This is a genomic window from Phaeovulum vinaykumarii (genome assembly GCF_900156695.1).
In the GTDB taxonomy this organism is placed as follows: domain Bacteria; phylum Pseudomonadota; class Alphaproteobacteria; order Rhodobacterales; family Rhodobacteraceae; genus Bieblia_A; species Bieblia_A vinaykumarii.
Genome location: NZ_FTOM01000004.1, coordinates 67554 through 81724, shown reverse-complemented (window position 1 = coordinate 81724; position 14171 = coordinate 67554). Strand labels below are relative to the sequence as shown.

General features: G+C 61.4%; 13 protein-coding genes, 1 tRNA gene and 1 pseudogene. 10 read left to right on the top strand and 5 right to left on the bottom strand.

Translation table 11 applies throughout. The features are described 5' to 3' along the window. Window positions 1-469: 469 nt before the first annotated feature. Both BW949_RS09945 and BW949_RS09940 read left to right on the top strand, forming a co-directional pair. Window positions 470-713: pseudogene (locus BW949_RS09945) on the top strand (transposase); the annotation flags it as partial. A 618-nt stretch (window positions 714-1331) separates the two neighbouring features. After that, window positions 1332-1421 (top strand) — tRNA-Ser (locus BW949_RS09940). A gap of 299 nt (window positions 1422-1720) precedes the next feature. On the opposite strand, the gene BW949_RS09935 is transcribed toward BW949_RS09940, so the two are convergent. Beyond that, complete coding sequence (locus BW949_RS09935) at window positions 1721-2647, bottom strand: GIY-YIG nuclease family protein (RefSeq protein WP_235816267.1); 927 nt, start codon at window positions 2645-2647, stop codon at window positions 1721-1723. A 49-nt stretch (window positions 2648-2696) separates the two neighbouring features. Here BW949_RS09935 and BW949_RS09930 point away from each other — a divergent pair, with 49 nt between their 5' ends. The 5 genes from BW949_RS09930 to BW949_RS09915 are packed head-to-tail and all read left to right on the top strand — an operon-like array spanning window position 2697 to window position 8758. Then, window positions 2697-2876: a type II toxin-antitoxin system Phd/YefM family antitoxin gene (locus BW949_RS09930; protein ID WP_076365648.1), complete on the top strand. Its 180-nt coding sequence runs from the start codon at window positions 2697-2699 to the stop codon at window positions 2874-2876. Between the two features lie 42 nt (window positions 2877-2918). Beyond that, window positions 2919-4493, top strand: coding sequence for a type I restriction-modification system subunit M (locus tag BW949_RS09925; protein ID WP_076365646.1), 1575 nt, complete (start codon window positions 2919-2921; stop codon window positions 4491-4493). Next, window positions 4490-5173, top strand: a complete 684-nt coding sequence (locus BW949_RS17185) for a restriction endonuclease subunit S (protein ID WP_200805139.1) — start codon at window positions 4490-4492, stop codon at window positions 5171-5173. Before BW949_RS09925 ends, BW949_RS17185 begins: the two co-directional genes overlap by 4 nt. Then, window positions 5151-5738 (top strand): restriction endonuclease subunit S, encoded by a 588-nt coding sequence (locus tag BW949_RS17180; RefSeq protein ID WP_200805138.1) that lies wholly within the window; start codon window positions 5151-5153, stop codon window positions 5736-5738. Before BW949_RS17185 ends, BW949_RS17180 begins: the two co-directional genes overlap by 23 nt. Further along, a complete protein-coding gene (locus BW949_RS09915) occupies window positions 5735-8758 on the top strand; it encodes a type I restriction endonuclease subunit R (RefSeq protein ID WP_076365644.1) in 3024 nt (1007 codons plus the stop codon). The genes BW949_RS17180 and BW949_RS09915 overlap by 4 nt, the downstream gene beginning before the upstream one ends. An 18-nt stretch (window positions 8759-8776) precedes the next feature. On the opposite strand, the gene BW949_RS09910 is transcribed toward BW949_RS09915, so the two are convergent. Genes BW949_RS09910 through BW949_RS09895 form a run of 4 tightly spaced genes read right to left on the bottom strand, consistent with a single transcriptional unit; the run spans window position 8777 to window position 11161 of the window. Next, window positions 8777-9160, bottom strand: a complete 384-nt coding sequence (locus BW949_RS09910; protein WP_407947263.1) for a hypothetical protein — start codon at window positions 9158-9160, stop codon at window positions 8777-8779. 26 nt (window positions 9161-9186) lie between these two features. Then, complete coding sequence (locus BW949_RS09905; RefSeq protein WP_076365640.1) at window positions 9187-10509, bottom strand: recombinase family protein; 1323 nt, start codon at window positions 10507-10509, stop codon at window positions 9187-9189. Then, window positions 10506-10961 (bottom strand): DUF2924 domain-containing protein, encoded by a 456-nt coding sequence (locus BW949_RS09900; RefSeq protein WP_076365638.1) that lies wholly within the window; start codon window positions 10959-10961, stop codon window positions 10506-10508. The genes BW949_RS09905 and BW949_RS09900 overlap by 4 nt, the downstream gene beginning before the upstream one ends. Continuing rightward, window positions 10958-11161 (bottom strand): hypothetical protein, encoded by a 204-nt coding sequence (locus BW949_RS09895; protein ID WP_076365636.1) that lies wholly within the window; start codon window positions 11159-11161, stop codon window positions 10958-10960. Before BW949_RS09895 ends, BW949_RS09900 begins: the two co-directional genes overlap by 4 nt. Before the next feature lie 159 nt (window positions 11162-11320). On the opposite strand from BW949_RS09895, the gene BW949_RS16840 reads away from it, so the two are divergent. The 3 genes from BW949_RS16840 (at window position 11321) to BW949_RS09880 (ending at window position 14159) form a co-directional block, all read left to right on the top strand. Further along, a complete protein-coding gene (locus BW949_RS16840) occupies window positions 11321-12559 on the top strand; it encodes a hypothetical protein (RefSeq protein ID WP_076365634.1) in 1239 nt (412 codons plus the stop codon). Beyond that, window positions 12528-13457, top strand: a complete 930-nt coding sequence (locus BW949_RS09885; RefSeq protein WP_076365632.1) for a hypothetical protein — start codon at window positions 12528-12530, stop codon at window positions 13455-13457. Before BW949_RS16840 ends, BW949_RS09885 begins: the two co-directional genes overlap by 32 nt. Before the next feature lie 108 nt (window positions 13458-13565). Beyond that, complete coding sequence (locus BW949_RS09880; RefSeq protein ID WP_076365630.1) at window positions 13566-14159, top strand: sigma factor; 594 nt, start codon at window positions 13566-13568, stop codon at window positions 14157-14159. Window positions 14160-14171 lie beyond the last annotated feature (12 nt).

The window sequence follows — 14171 nt, the reverse complement described above, 5'->3', positions numbered from 1 at the left end:
ATTCGGCTCCACATTGCTTAATGCGGCGTTAATCAAGGTAAACAATTCCTGCGCATCACCCCTGATTGATCTCCTTTTGTAAACAATGTTTTAAATCAGTATGTTGCGGGATTTTTGCCGAAAATCTGCCGGCTGGGCTTGACAGACGGGCGCCGCCAGAGCTTGCGCGTGTTAAGACATAATTAACCAAGAGGACCGAAATCGGGCCGTGGCGCGGGGGCGCCCTGCAATTCAGGGCATTTCCACCGAACCCGCGCAGCCCGCCGTCGGCGCCGCCGCGACTCGGTCTTCCGTCGGTCGATTCGTCGTCACCCGAGCGCCACGCATGCGGCCCCGTGGTCGGCTCTTGGCGGGGCAGGGCGCGCGCCCCTTTCGTCACCGACTGGGGCGGGCGTCCCGGAGCTTAGGCTCAGGGCCCATTGATTTCGGCTGGAGAGGATGATTCAGCGTTCGCAAAACGAGCGGTGACATGCCTGATCTCTTCTGGCTGACCGATGCGCAGATGGCGCGTTTGGAACCCTGTTTCCCGAAGTCCCACGGAAAGCCACGCGTTGACGACCGGCGCGTTCGGAGCGGGATTATCTTCATCAACCACAATGGCTTACGCTGGCGGGATGCGCCGAAAAGAATATGGTCCGCATAAGACGCTCCACAACCGCTGGAAGCGGTGGCGCGACACGGGCATCTTTGCTCAGATGATGGCCGGCCTGGCGCCGTGTCGCAACCAGATACGACCGATGCCCAAAGGCCTTCTTCTCTGCCATCGCTCTCGCCGCAACCGTCATCTATTGGCTATGTGTCCTGAGCCTTGTCGGCTGACGGCTTTCATTGCGGTTGTTTCCGAGATTTTTATTAATTTTTCAGTGGGTTACGGTGTTTCTATTTCGCCGGGTTTGTTGCAGAATGCCGGAAAGCGGGGGGGAAGCGCCGACTGCAAAATCCTGTGTCACGAAATTATTAAATGAAATCAATATGGGGTTCGGCCAAGGTGTGGGGTGTTTTCCCCACACCCCGCACCTTCCGAGGGCTCATTTCGTTCCGGCCAGAACGTCCCAGAACTGTCCGGGATAGTGTGGGGACTGCTGATCACTTCCGGTAACAAAGCCCACGAAAGGGCGTTACGGGAAAAGTGAAAGACAACACCGGCCCCGGCTGGAGCGGCGTTTCCGGACGCGGGGCAGGGGGCCGTCTCCCAGTACGCCCGACGAGGCAGACGTCGCATGGCATCCCCCGCCGCGCGAAAGCCCGCGAAATCATGCGCTTGTCTTCGCTGGCACGCGTTCATCAAAAAGTGCTTGTTCGCCCGTCACTTGATGAATATACGGGTCAGCGGAGACGTGGCCGAGTGGTCGAAGGCACACCCCTGCTAAGGGTGCAGGCGGGAAACCGTCTCGAGGGTTCGAATCCCTTCGTCTCCGCCACTTGCCCCTGTGAAAGTGTTCTCTCGATCCGGCCGTGGCCGGATTTTTCCGTTGTTTTCGAGGGTTATGCGGGTGGGGCCGAGCACTGGCTCCGGCGCGAGGAGGCGTGGAAGCGGTCTCTCAGGGCCGATATTCTCCGGACCTGTTGACTGCACGAATTTGGTGAATTTCTTGCAAGCCACTAAAAACGCTATGCTTTCTAAGCCACGCAGCTGAGCACTTCGATTTCAGGGGCGCGCTACAGAAGGAACAGAAATCGGACTCCGCCGCCTTCAGCCAACCGTTCCTGTCGCGATGTCTTAGCTCGCCTCCCAGTCCGCGTAGGTGCGTCCGTCCGGAAGCTTCCAGAGAATTCGACCGTTTGCGCTCGTGCCGATGACGGTCGCAGCTGCGGCAGATGCGGATGTGAAGCTGTAGCCGCTCGTGAAGATGAGGAAATCACCTTCTTCGCGAAGGACGCCCTTCTCGATGAGGGTGTTCCTGAGGGTGGCCGTACCTCTTGGTATCGTTCTCGTCGTTCGGACCCTCGCCTTGGATCCGGCAGTGATCACGAAGTCCCCTGAGGGGCCGATCTCCATCTCCGCTGCGAAGCCCTCGCCGCGAAAGAAAAAGCGAGGGCTCGCGTGGGCTTCAGCCGTTGGCAACGCCTGCTCCGGCACCTGTTCCGGGGCGCGCCCCCGGATTTCACGAAACAAATCCCAGCCAAGAGCACCGACCAGCGTTTTTGTCTGATCCACGAACTCGTTCATGGCGGCACGGTCGGGCAGCGGCAACTTGCCGGCATCGTCGGAGGGTGTCCGCGTATTGGGAAGGGTCCAGCGAGGATTGCTTCCTGCGCCGCGGATCAGGCAGGCCTCGACATAGCGAGCGTGGCTCTTGGTCAGGTTCTCGTCCTTGCTGATCAGGACGACCGTATCGGTCCAGAAACCCTTGGCGTCTCGCCCTCCTTCGTTGGAGTTGTGATACGACAGGCGCGCGCCGACACCTTCCGACTCGCCGATGTAGGAAAGCTGACGATCCTGCGCGTCCTCGTCGGCGCCGATCAGTATGTACACGCCGGGCCGCTCGATCTCGGGGAAGGCCTCGCGGACCCGTCGCAGCTGGTTGCGGCGGAAGGCGATGGCCTGGATCGTCGACATCGAAATCTGCGCCACCCGAATGCCGTTCGGATCGCCGTCGAGCAGGAAGATGTTGATCGAGCGGGGTTTCACATATTCGCCTTGCATCCATGGCCACTTTGGCCACTATTGCCTGATCGTTAGCAGGTGGTACACCATGCAGGCAATATCAGCCAAGGACGCGAAGTATAATTTCGGCAGGCTGATCGACATGGCGCGGGCTGAACCCGTAACCGTCGAAAAGCATGGCCGGGCGGTCGTCGTCGTGCTGGCAGTTGAAGAGTATGAGCGATTGAAGGCAATGGAAGCGGGGCACAATGATCAGTCGAGCAAGTAAGGGCGGGGCTTTCGGCTCGACATCAGTTGTGGGTTCCCGGCCGTGAGTGACGCCAGCGGGATCGAACGTGCCGAGTTACACAAGACCATCTGGCGCATCGCCAACGACCTGCGCGGCAGCGTCGATGGGTGGGATTTCAAGAGCTACGTCCTCGGGATGCTGTTCTACCGTTTCATTTCGGAGAACCTGACGAGCTATCTGAACGAACAGGAGCGCCGCGCGGGCAGCCCGAATTTCGACTATGCGAAGCTGGGAGATGCGGAGGCCGAGTTCGGCCGCGCGGAGACCGTGAAGGAAAAGGGCTTCTACATCCTGCCCTCGGAGCTGTTCGCCAATGTGCGAGCACGGGCGCGTCACGACGCCAACCTGAACGAAACCCTTGAACGCATTTTCAGCCATATCGAGGGCTCGGCCCTTGGTGCCGACAGCGAAGACGACTTCAAGGGGCTGTTCGACGATCTTGACGTCAACAGCAGCAAGCTTGGCCCGACCGTTGCCCGGCGCAACGAAAAGCTGGTCGGCCTCTTGGACGCCATCGGCGATTTGCCGTTATCGCGCGCCGGCTTCACAGGCAACAGTATCGATCTGTTCGGCGATGCCTATGAATACCTGATGCAGATGTATGCCTCGACCGCCGGCAAGTCGGGGGGCGAATTCTATACACCGCAAGAGGTGTCCGAGCTGCTGGCCCGCATCACCGTGCTGGGCAAGGCCGAGGTGAACAAGGTCTATGATCCGGCCTGCGGGTCCGGTTCCCTGCTACTGAACTTCGCCAAGGTGCTGGGGCACGACCGGGTACGGCAGGGTTTCTTTGGGCAGGAGATCAACCTGACCACCTACAACCTGTGCCGCATCAACATGTTCCTGCACGATGTGAACTATGAGAAATTCGACATCGCCCATGGTGACACGCTGACCGACCCGGCGCATTGGGATGATGAGCCGTTCGAGGCCATCGTGTCCAATCCGCCCTATTCGATCCGCTGGGCGGGCGACGCTAATCCGCTGCTGATCAACGACCCGCGCTTTGCGCCTGCCGGAGTTCTGGCGCCGAAAAGCAAGGCGGATCTCGCCTTCACCATGCATATCCTGTCTTGGCTGGCTGTGAACGGAACCGCCGCCATCGTCGAGTTTCCAGGGGTGCTGTATCGCGGCGGGGCCGAGCAGAAGATCCGCAAATATCTGATCGACAACAACTATGTCGATGCGGTGATCCAGCTTCCGCCGGACCTGTTCTTTGGCACCACGATCGCAACCTGCATCATCGTGCTGAAGAAATCGAAATCCGACAATGCCACGCTGTTCATCGACGCCAGCGCGCTATTCACGAGGGTCGGCAACAAGAACCGGCTGGGGCCTGAGCATCGGCAAGCCATCCTCGACGCCTGTGCCGAGCGCAAGGACGTGGCCCATTTCGCGCGGCTGGTCGAGAATGAAGGGATTGCCGAAAACGGCTATAACATCTCAGTCTCGTCCTATGTCACGCAGGAGGATCGGCGCGAGGCGGTGGATATCCGCGCGCTCAATGCCGAAATCGAAGGCATCGTTGCCCGCCAGGCCGAGTTGCGCCGGGCCATCGACGCCATCGTGGCCGATCTGGAAGGGGCCGGGGCATGAGCCGGATCGACGCGCTGATTGCGAACCTGTGCCCGGATGGGGTGGAGTTCAAAGCCATCGGCGAATTTGGCGAGTTGGTGCGCGGCAACGGCATGCCGAAGTCCGATTTCGTGGAAGCCGGGGTTGGCTGTATTCATTACGGTCAAATCTATACCTACTATGGAGCGTGGGCTTCGGAGACAATTTCGTTCGTCCCGGCCGAGAAAGCAGCCCGATTGGCCAAGGTCGATCCCGGCGATCTGATCATCACCAACACCAGCGAGAACCTCGACGATGTTTGCAAGGCCGTTGCCTGGCTGGGGGATGAGCAGATCGTTACAGGAGGACACGCCACGGTACTGAAGCACGGGCAAGATCCGAAGTATCTTTCCTACTATCTTCAGACGCCGCATTTCTTTGGAGAGAAGAAACGGCTTGCTACGGGAACCAAGGTCATCGACGTATTGGCAAAAAGCCTTGCGAAGATCAAAATTCCCGTCCCGCCACTCGAGATTCAGCAGGAAATCGTTGCAATACTTGATAAATTTACTAAGCTGGAGGCGGAGCTGGAGGCGGAGCTGGAGGCGCGGCGGCGCCAGTATCGTCACTACCGCGATGCCCTGCTCAGCTTCGAAGCAAGCAGCAAGCAGCAAGCAGCAAGCAGCAAGCATAAGGTGGATGGCCTTGGGCGCAATAGGTAAATTCGTACGCGGTCGCCGGTTCACCAAGGATGACTATGTCGTCGAGGGGATCGGCTGCATCCACTACGGAGACATTTACACCAGCTATGGCACCGCCACGACGCGAACGGTTTCCCATGTCCGGCCGGAAATGAAATCGTCGCTCCGGTTCGCGCAGCCGGGCGATGTGATCATTGCGGCGGTCGGCGAGACGGTTGAGGACGTTGGCAAGGCCGTTGCGTGGCTCGGGACGGACGAGATCGCGATTCACGACGATTGCTTCACTTTCCACCACTCGATGAACCCGAAATTCGTTTCATATTGCTTTCAGACCCAGGCCTTCAACGCGAAGAAGGACCGTTATGTCGCCCGGGCGAAGGTCAAGCGTCTGTCGGGTGAGAGCTTGGCGAAACTGGAAATCCCCGTCCCGCCCCGTGAGGAGCAGGACCGCATCGTCGCCATCCTTGACCGTTTCGATATGCTGGTGAATGACCTCTCCAGCGGCCTGCCGGCCGAGATCGTCACCCGCCGCCGCCAGTATGAGCACTACCGCGACCGGCTGCTGACCTTCCCCGAGGCCGCATGAGTGAAACCCCCGCTTCGCCGCGCTATGAGCCCATCGCCCTGTCCGGCGAATCCACCGTCGTCGCCGAATTCCTGCCCGATCCTCAGGATGCAGCAGCGACGGGCTATCAATCCGAAGCCGAGCTTGAACGGGCCCTGATCCGGCAGTTGCAGGCACAGGCCTATGAGCGTCTGCCGATCACATCGGAAGCCGACCTGATCGCCAACCTGCGCCGCCAGTTGGAGCGGCTGAACAAGGTCACGCTCTCGGACGCCGAATGGAACCGCTTCTTTACCGCCAGCATCGCCGGCGCCAATGACGGCATCCTGGAAAAGACCGCACGCATCCAGGAGGACCATGTGCAGGTCCTCAAGCGCGACGATGGCACCAGCAAGAACATCACCCTGATCGACAAGGCGAATATCCACAACAACGCGCTTCAGGTCGTCAACCAGTATGAAACCGAAGGCGCGAGGTCGAACCGCTATGACGTGACCATTCTGGTGAACGGTCTGCCGATGGTCCATGTCGAGCTGAAACGCCGGGGCGTGGACATCCGCGAGGCGTTCAACCAGATCAACCGCTACAGCCGTGACAGCTTCTGGGCGGGTTCGGGTCTGTTCGACTATGTCCAGCTTTTCGTCATCTCGAACGGCACGCTGACCAAGTATTATTCGAACACCGTACGCGACGGCCATCTTGCCGAGAGCCGGGGGAAACGGTCCCGGCAAAAGACCTCGAACAGCTTTGCCTTCACCAGTTGGTGGGCGGATGCGGCGAACCGCCCGATCACCGATCTGGCCGGCTTCACCCGGACCTTCTTCGCTAGGCATTCGATCCTGAACATCCTGACCCGCTATTGCGTGTTCGACGTGGACCGCAAGCTACTGGTGATGCGACCCTATCAGATCGTCGCGGCGGAACGCATCCTGCAACGCATCGGCACCGCCACCAATCACCGGCAGTTGGGCACGATCGCGGCGGGCGGCTATATCTGGCACACCACTGGCAGCGGCAAGACGCTGACCAGCTTCAAGGCGGCGCAACTGGCGCGCGGCCTGCCCGCCATCGACAAGGTGTTGTTCGTGGTGGACCGCAAGGATCTGGATTACCAGACCATGCGCGAATACGAGCGGTTCGAGAAGGGCGCGGCCAATTCCAATACCTCGACCGCCGTGCTGCAACGGCAGTTGGAGGACCCCAACGCCCGTATCATCATCACCACCATCCAGAAGCTGAGCCGCTTTGTGGTCAAGAACCGCAAGCATCCGGTCTATGACGCGCATGTGGTGGTGATCTTCGACGAATGTCACCGCAGCCAGTTCGGCGACATGCACACCGAGATCACCAGAGTTTTTCGGCGCTATCACCTGTTCGGATTCACGGGTACACCGATCTTCGCCGAAAATTCCGCCAGCGGGGGCAATCCGCTGAGGCGCACGACCGAACAGGCTTTCGGCGACAAGCTGCACACCTACACGATTGTCGATGCGATAAACGACAGGAACGTGCTGCCCTTCCGCATCGACTATATCAACACGATCAAGGCCGGGACGGCGATCCGCGACAAGCAGGTATCCGCCATCGACACGGAACGCGCCCTGCTGGCGCCCGAGCGGATTTCGCAGATCGTCGGCTATATCCGCGAGCATTTCGACCAGAAGACCCGCCGGGCCAGTTCCTATCGCCATGATGGCAAGCGGCTGGCCGGGTTCAACTCGCTGTTCGCGACGGCCTCGATCGAGGCGGCCAAACGCTATTATCTGGAGTTTGCCGCGCAGCAGACGGGTTTGCCCGAGGCGCAGCGGCTGAAGGTCGGGCTGATCTACAGCTTTGCCGCCAATGAAGACGATGAGGGCGGCCTGCTGGGCGAGGAGGAGTTCGAGACCGAGGGGCTGGACCAGTCCTCGCGCGATTTTCTGGATGCGGCGATCAAGGATTACAACGCGCTTTTCGGCACCAGTTTCGATACCTCGGCCGAGAAGTTCCAGAACTATTATAAGGACCTTTCGCAGCGCCTGAAAAAGCGCGAGCTCGATCTGGTGATCGTCGTCAACATGTTCCTGACCGGTTTCGACGCCACCACGCTGAACACGCTCTGGGCCGACAAGAACCTGAAGGCGCATGGATTAATCCAGGCCTATTCGCGCACCAACCGCATCCTCAACTCGGTCAAGACCTACGGCAATATCGTTTCCTTCCGCAACCTGGAACAGGAAACCAACGACGCGCTGGCGCTGTTCGGCAACAAGGACGCGAAGGGTATCGTGCTTCTGAAGCCCTACGGGGAATATTACCAGGAGTACCAGAAGCGGGTCGAGGAACTTCTTGCCGGGTTCCCGCTAGGCAGCGCGATTATCGGCGAGGTCGCCCAGAAGGCATTCATCAAGCTATTCGGCTCGATCCTGCGACTGAAGAACATCCTTGTCGCGTTTGACGATTTCTCCGGAAACGAGATTCTGAGCGAGCGCGATTTTCAGGACTATCAGAGCCTGTATCTGAACCTGCACGCCGAGTTCCGTGCTGCGTCGGCGGCCGACAAGGAGGCGATCAATGATGACGTGGTGTTCGAGATCGAGCTCATCAAGCAGGTGGAGATCAACGTCGATTACATCCTGCTGCTGGTCGAGCGATACCTGAAGAAGAAGGGCACGGGCGAGGACAAGGAAATCCGCGCCACCATCGACCGTGCGGTCAACTCGAGCCCGTCCCTTCGCAACAAGAAGGATCTGATAGAGCAATTCGTCGACACCGTTTCCACAAAGGTCAGGGTCGATGCGCAATGGCAGGCCTTCGTGGCGGCGAAGAAGGCTGAGGAGCTGGAACGCATCATCGCGGAAGAGAACCTGAACGCGGAGGCGACCCGCAGCTTCATTGACAGCGCCTTCCGAGATGGCAGCGTGCCCGCCACCGGTACGGCGATCACTAGGATCCTGCCGCCGGTATCGCGATTCTCCAAGAACAATGGCCATGCGGCCAAGAAACGAACCGTTCTGGACAGGCTGGCGGCTTTCTTCGAGCGATATTTTGGTCTGGCCTAAGGATTTGGTCACCGCGTTTCAGTCGGCGGACGTAGAGTTCACGGCGCATCGGTCGAGTGCGATCCGCTGTTCCGTCCACGGCGCAGGGAAAGATCCCATCAGCCGGGCGAGTGTTACCCCCGGCCCCTGCTGCCCGTCGAGGATCGCCTCGACGAGATCGGGGGCCAGCTGCGTCAGCCGAAGAACCCGTGCGAGGTAGGAAACCGCAATGCCCTCGCGTGCAGCCAATTCGGCGACCGTGACGAAATCCCCGGATTCCAGCATCCGCTTCCAGCGGAACGCGCGCGCCAGTGCCTTGACCAGCGTGTTATCCGGCTTGGGCGCTTGTGCGGCGCCCTGCGGCAGCACCATCTCCTTCCGCCCGCCGCGCTTCACGACGCGGAACGGGACATGGATGGTCATGGTGTCGGGGACAGAAGTGTTCCGAGTCATGCGGCGGCTCCGGCATCGGCGGTGATTTCACTCGCCAGCGCCGCCAGCCCGTCCATGCGCAGGCGGACGTTGAGACCGCTGATGCCGATATCGACCCGTTCGACCAACAGGGCCACAATTCGCGCCTGTTCCGCCGGGAACAGTTCATCCCACAACGGATCGAGCTTCTGGAGGGCCGCGCGAGCGTCGGCCTCGGTGATTCCGTCGTCCTGCGTCCGCGCTGCCTTCCACGTGCCCGCGACAATCTCGGGTTGGCGGAAGACGGCACGCAGTTGGTCGATGACGGCAGCCTCGATCTCGCCCGCAGGCACGCGGCCGATGGGACACGCCCCCGCTCCGTGCTTCAGAACCGTCTGGCTGACATAGTAGCGGTAAAGTTTGCCGCCCTTGCGGGTGTGTGTCGGCGAGAACGCGGCGCCATCGGGACCGAAGAGAAGCCCCTTCAGCAGCGCGGGCGTTTCGGCCCGGGTGCGGGCGGCGCGTTTGCGGGGGCTTTCCTGCAGAATGGCGTGGACGCGGTCCCACGTCTCGCGGTCGATGATTGCATCGTGCTCGCCGGGGTAGCTGTCGCCTTTGTGGACCGCCTCGCCGAGATAGGCGCGGTTAGAAAGCATCCGGTAGAGGTACTTCTTGTCGATCCGATTGCCACGCGGGGTGCCAATGCCCTGTGCGCCTACCTCGCGTGCCAACAGCGTGCAGGAGCCGATTTCAATGAACCGAGAGAAGATCCAGCGCACATGCGCGGCGTTGTCCTCGTCGACCAGCAGCTTGCGGTTTTCCACCCGGTAGCCGAAGGGCGGCACCCCACCCATCCACATGCCCTTCTTCCGACTGGCGGCGACCTTGTCGCGGATGCGCTCGGCCGTCACCTCGCGCTCGAACTGGGCGAACGAGAGCAGGATGTTCAGCGTCAGCCGCCCCATCGACGTGGTCGTGTTGAACGACTGCGTGACCGAGACGAACGTCACGCCGTTCCGGTCGAATACCTCGACCAGCTTGGCGAAATCCGCGAGCGAGCGGCTGAGGCGGTCGATCTTGTAGACCACGACCACATCGACCAGCCCGTCCTCGATGTCTTCAAGCAGCCGCTTCAATCCGGGCCGTTCCAGCGTGCCGCCGGAGATGCCGCCGTCGTCATACTGATCGCGGACCAGCACCCAGCCCTCGGACCGCTGGCTGGCGACATAGGCCTCGCAGGCCTCGCGCTGGGCATGCAGGCTGTTGAACTCCTGCTCCAACCCTTCTTCGGAGGACTTCCGGGTATAGACGGCGCACCGCAGCTTGCGGACGACCTTCGATTTTTCGGGCGGCTTCGTCATGTCCGCCCCCTGTGGTTCTTGAGGCCGAAGAATACCCAGCCGTTCCAGCGCGTGCCGGTGATCGCGCGGGCGATGGCGGACAGCGACTTGTACGGCCGCCCCTGCCATTCGAAACCATCTGCGGTGACGGTCACGACGTACTCGACGCCCTGCCACTCGCGCAGGAGGCGCGTGCCGGTGATGGGGCGGTCGCGGTCGAGGCGCATGCCGCGCTTCTTCTTGTCGCCGCCGTCCAGTTCTTCGCCCAACCTTTCGAGACGCCGGATCGTCTCGGGCTTCAACCCGCCATAGGCAAGTTCCTGGATGCGGTAGGCCAGGCGGGATTCAAGGTAGCGCCGGTTGAACGGTGGCGGCTCGCTGTCGAACAACTCGCGCCACTGCTGCTTCAGGTCGGGCGTCGGCGTGGTCTTCAGCACCGCCAGTCGCGCGGGGATGGGATCGTGGGTCGTCATGCGGTCTCCGTTGGGTTCGGGGTTGCATGACGGCATCGGTCGGCCGGATAGTGTAGGCGAATTTCTCCGGCATCTTCAGAAGGTTCACTCCGTTCTCGCCGCATCAGCCGCACCAGCCCGAGGGCGAGCAGCCCGCATAACTCGGCGCGACGCTCGGCGGCGGTCATCTGGTCGGGCGGCAGTGGATTGGGGCGTTTCATGCGAGCAAGTCCGTGTTGGCTTGCCCTGCCTCTACTCAAGCGCGCCGGAAAACGTCCCGCAGGGAAAATGGCGGTTACGCAAAAGGCCGGACTCGACTCATGGTTGATCCATCGGGTAGAACATAATCAGAACAGGCCGACCGTTTGCGAGGTATTCCCGTGGGTTCCGATCTCAAGAAATTTGTTAATCCGAAGTTTCTCAAAACCATTGATCCGGCCCTGATGCGGGTTTTGTTCGTTCGGCACTTCGGCGAGGATGAACTGCCTTTGGCATTCGAAGGAGAGGCCCCAACCATTAGGGCAGCTCTGGCGGCGCATTTCGAAGGAACCGTTGCTGGCTGGAACGCCGGTATGGTCGCCGATTTGCATCGCGTTGCCGAGCTTGGAACCAGCGAGGGCATGCAGCTTATTCTGAACGAAGCCCGTCGTCGTGGCGTGGTTCTCTATCCCGAGCCCGACCCTGACGAAGCCGAGGCAGCGCCCATTCGCCATGATCCCAAACACGTCGCGCTTCACACCTACCTGCTGCATCACCGCGTTTTCGAGGCTGCAGCCGATTTTCATGCGCTACGTGCGCCGACATCGCCTGCAGAGTTCCGCGGGCCAGAGCGGGACGTGGGTGCGGACCTGACCGAAGAAATGACCGAGGCTTTCAAGGCTGCGGTGATCAATCTGTTTTCGCAGGACCTGCAGGGGCAATATTGCCGCCTTGGGCCCTATGAGGAAGATGGCGAAATCAACCTGGTGATCAGCCACGGCGCGCAAGTCACCACGACGCCGGTGGTCACCGGCGACCGGGAAGAAATCATTACCCTCCGCGCGGTCAAATATGCAGTGCTGCGTTACTCCCCGGTGGAAGGGCGCCTGTTCGTGGGCGGTGTGGTCAAGGCGCAGCAAGGCGAGATCGCCGAGCTTTTCGCCCGGCATATCCTAAGGCGGCCGGGGTTCTTCTCGGGGCGGGACGCGCGCGATCTCTATACGCTCGATCCGATCAGCGATGCCGGGCCCGATTTCGCGTTCCAGCATCGCTATGACGAGACTATCAAGGAGGTTCGGATCGTTGCCGCCGCCGCTGACCTCTTCGAGCGGGATGAGGAGGATCAGCGCTGGCGTCATGTGCGCAGTTGGGAATCGAAAGACGCGTCCGGCGGCGCGTTGACCCATTTTCGGGGCAGCGAGGTGCGGTTCGGCCGGGGCTGGCGCTTGGGCGAGATCACCTTCCGGGTCGCCTTCGAAACGGGCGCAAAGCGGCCGGCACAAGTTACGGTGCGGCTGAAGCCACCAGGGACGCTCGCCTTCCGCCGGACGCGGTTCGAAAAGGCGATCCACACGCTGGTTCAGCGCAATGGGCTCGAGAAGGACCGCGATGCTGGCATGGTTGTGGACGCGGCTGAGTGAGGGCGGCGCCCGGGTCTCGATCTCGGGCCGGGCGTTGGGCCGCTTTCCCGCAAGCGATGTCGAGCGCCTCTTGCGGGCGCAGGTGCTGATCGAGGAACGTAGGGCCGATACCTGGTCGGTCTGCGCGGAATGTGATTGCGGGCTTGATGCGCGTCCCATCGAACAATTGGACGGCGCGTTCCGTGTCTGCTGCCCGCACGATCCTGCCGAAGACGTGATCCTGCAGAAAGACGATCTGCGCCGCTTTTCGGTCGATGTCGACCGGCTCGTGGCCCGGATTACAGCCAGCGGGAATCTGGGCGGTGCAGTTGCCTGCATTGCTGACGGCGTCTGGCTATTGGGGGAGACCCCATCCGGGCATGCCGTGGTCCTGTCATTCGATGCCGACAATCTGGTTGCGCCGGGCGCGGTGATGACGATCAGGGCGGCCGTGGGACCGAAGCCGATCATGGCAATCGTTCACGACCTTTCCGCGGCAATCGCTGTCAGGTTGCGGGAGGTTGAGATCGAGCCCCGCGAAATTGCGGCGGTTTTCAAGCCGGGGTCGGATGGCACGGAACGCCTCGTCCTCGATCCGCCATCTTCAGTGCCGCGCCTTGTCATGACGCTTTCGGCGCAATCGGTCACTCTCGACTGCCGTCGGCTCGACCTGCCGACTCAGATGTTCGCGCTGTTTCGTCTGCTGATCGAGCAATCAGTCAAGCGTGATCCAGTCCTGAAAAAGCAAGAGATCGAGACGCAGATGGGCCGTCCCGCCAATGAAATCGCCCGCGACCTGCGCAACGCGATCGTCTCCTCCGGCCTGTCAGAGGCGCAGGCGAAATCGCTGGTCGCGACGGTTCGCGCGCGCGGCTATCGGCTCGGCCTCGACCCTGGCGAAGTGGTCATCGAACCCTGAGGCCGTCCCACACAATCCGCACATAACAAACACACGGCAATCACACCGGCAGCAGCGCGCTGAACGGCACATTCGGAACAACAGCAACATGTTCCGAGGTGCTCCCGAATGTTTCCGCCGATTTCCCCCGATGACCTTGCCACGCTGATCGACGAAGCGGCCTTTGCCGCGCGTCGCCTGCATCGCAAGCTGATGCTGCCTGCCGCCGATCTCGACGATCTCCGCCAGGACCTGCTGGTCGACCTGATCTGCCGGCTGCCCGGCTTCGACGCGCGCCGCGGCAGCATCGGCGCCTTCGCCAACATCGTCCTGCGCAATCAGTCCTCGCGCATTGCGATCCGCCATCACCGCCAGCGGCGCATGCAGGGCGGCACGGTGCTCTCGCTCGACGCCCCGGTTTCTGGCGCGACCGAGCCGCTCGGCTGCCTGCTGGCAGAAACCGATGGTCTGGCCGCCTGGTATGGGCAGGACCGCTCTGCCACGGACGACGCCGACACAATCCACGATCTCGCCCGGGTGCTGGGCGGCCTGCCGGAGGAGGCCCGCGGGCTTTGCGTGGCACTTGGCACCTGCGCTGTCGCAGAGATCGTCGAGCGCAGCGGCACCTCTCGCTCCGCCCTCTACCGTCACATCGCCCGCCTGCGGCTCGACCTCGCCATGCGCGGGATCGGGGCCGAGTGGGACGGTTCGAAAGCAGCGTGAGTAGAGGACCGA

Excerpts from the sequence above, each read along its gene's own strand:
- BW949_RS09900 (WP_076365638.1), bottom strand. The coding sequence starts at position 10,961 with ATGACGACCCACGATCCCATCCCCGCGCGACTGGCGGTGCTGAAGACC.
- BW949_RS09930 (WP_076365648.1), top strand. The coding sequence starts at position 2,697 with ATGCAGGCAATATCAGCCAAGGACGCGAAGTATAATTTCGGCAGGCTG.
- BW949_RS09935 (WP_235816267.1), bottom strand. The coding sequence starts at position 2,647 with ATGCAAGGCGAATATGTGAAACCCCGCTCGATCAACATCTTCCTGCTC.
- BW949_RS09915 (WP_076365644.1), top strand. The coding sequence starts at position 5,735 with ATGAGTGAAACCCCCGCTTCGCCGCGCTATGAGCCCATCGCCCTGTCC.
- BW949_RS17185 (WP_200805139.1), top strand. The coding sequence starts at position 4,490 with ATGAGCCGGATCGACGCGCTGATTGCGAACCTGTGCCCGGATGGGGTG.
- BW949_RS09880 (WP_076365630.1), top strand. The coding sequence starts at position 13,566 with ATGTTTCCGCCGATTTCCCCCGATGACCTTGCCACGCTGATCGACGAA.
- BW949_RS17180 (WP_200805138.1), top strand. The coding sequence starts at position 5,151 with ATGGCCTTGGGCGCAATAGGTAAATTCGTACGCGGTCGCCGGTTCACC.
- BW949_RS09895 (WP_076365636.1), bottom strand. The coding sequence starts at position 11,161 with ATGAAACGCCCCAATCCACTGCCGCCCGACCAGATGACCGCCGCCGAG.
- BW949_RS09910 (WP_407947263.1), bottom strand. The coding sequence starts at position 9,160 with ATGACCATCCATGTCCCGTTCCGCGTCGTGAAGCGCGGCGGGCGGAAG.
- BW949_RS09885 (WP_076365632.1), top strand. The coding sequence starts at position 12,528 with ATGCTGGCATGGTTGTGGACGCGGCTGAGTGAGGGCGGCGCCCGGGTC.
- BW949_RS09905 (WP_076365640.1), bottom strand. The coding sequence starts at position 10,509 with ATGACGAAGCCGCCCGAAAAATCGAAGGTCGTCCGCAAGCTGCGGTGC.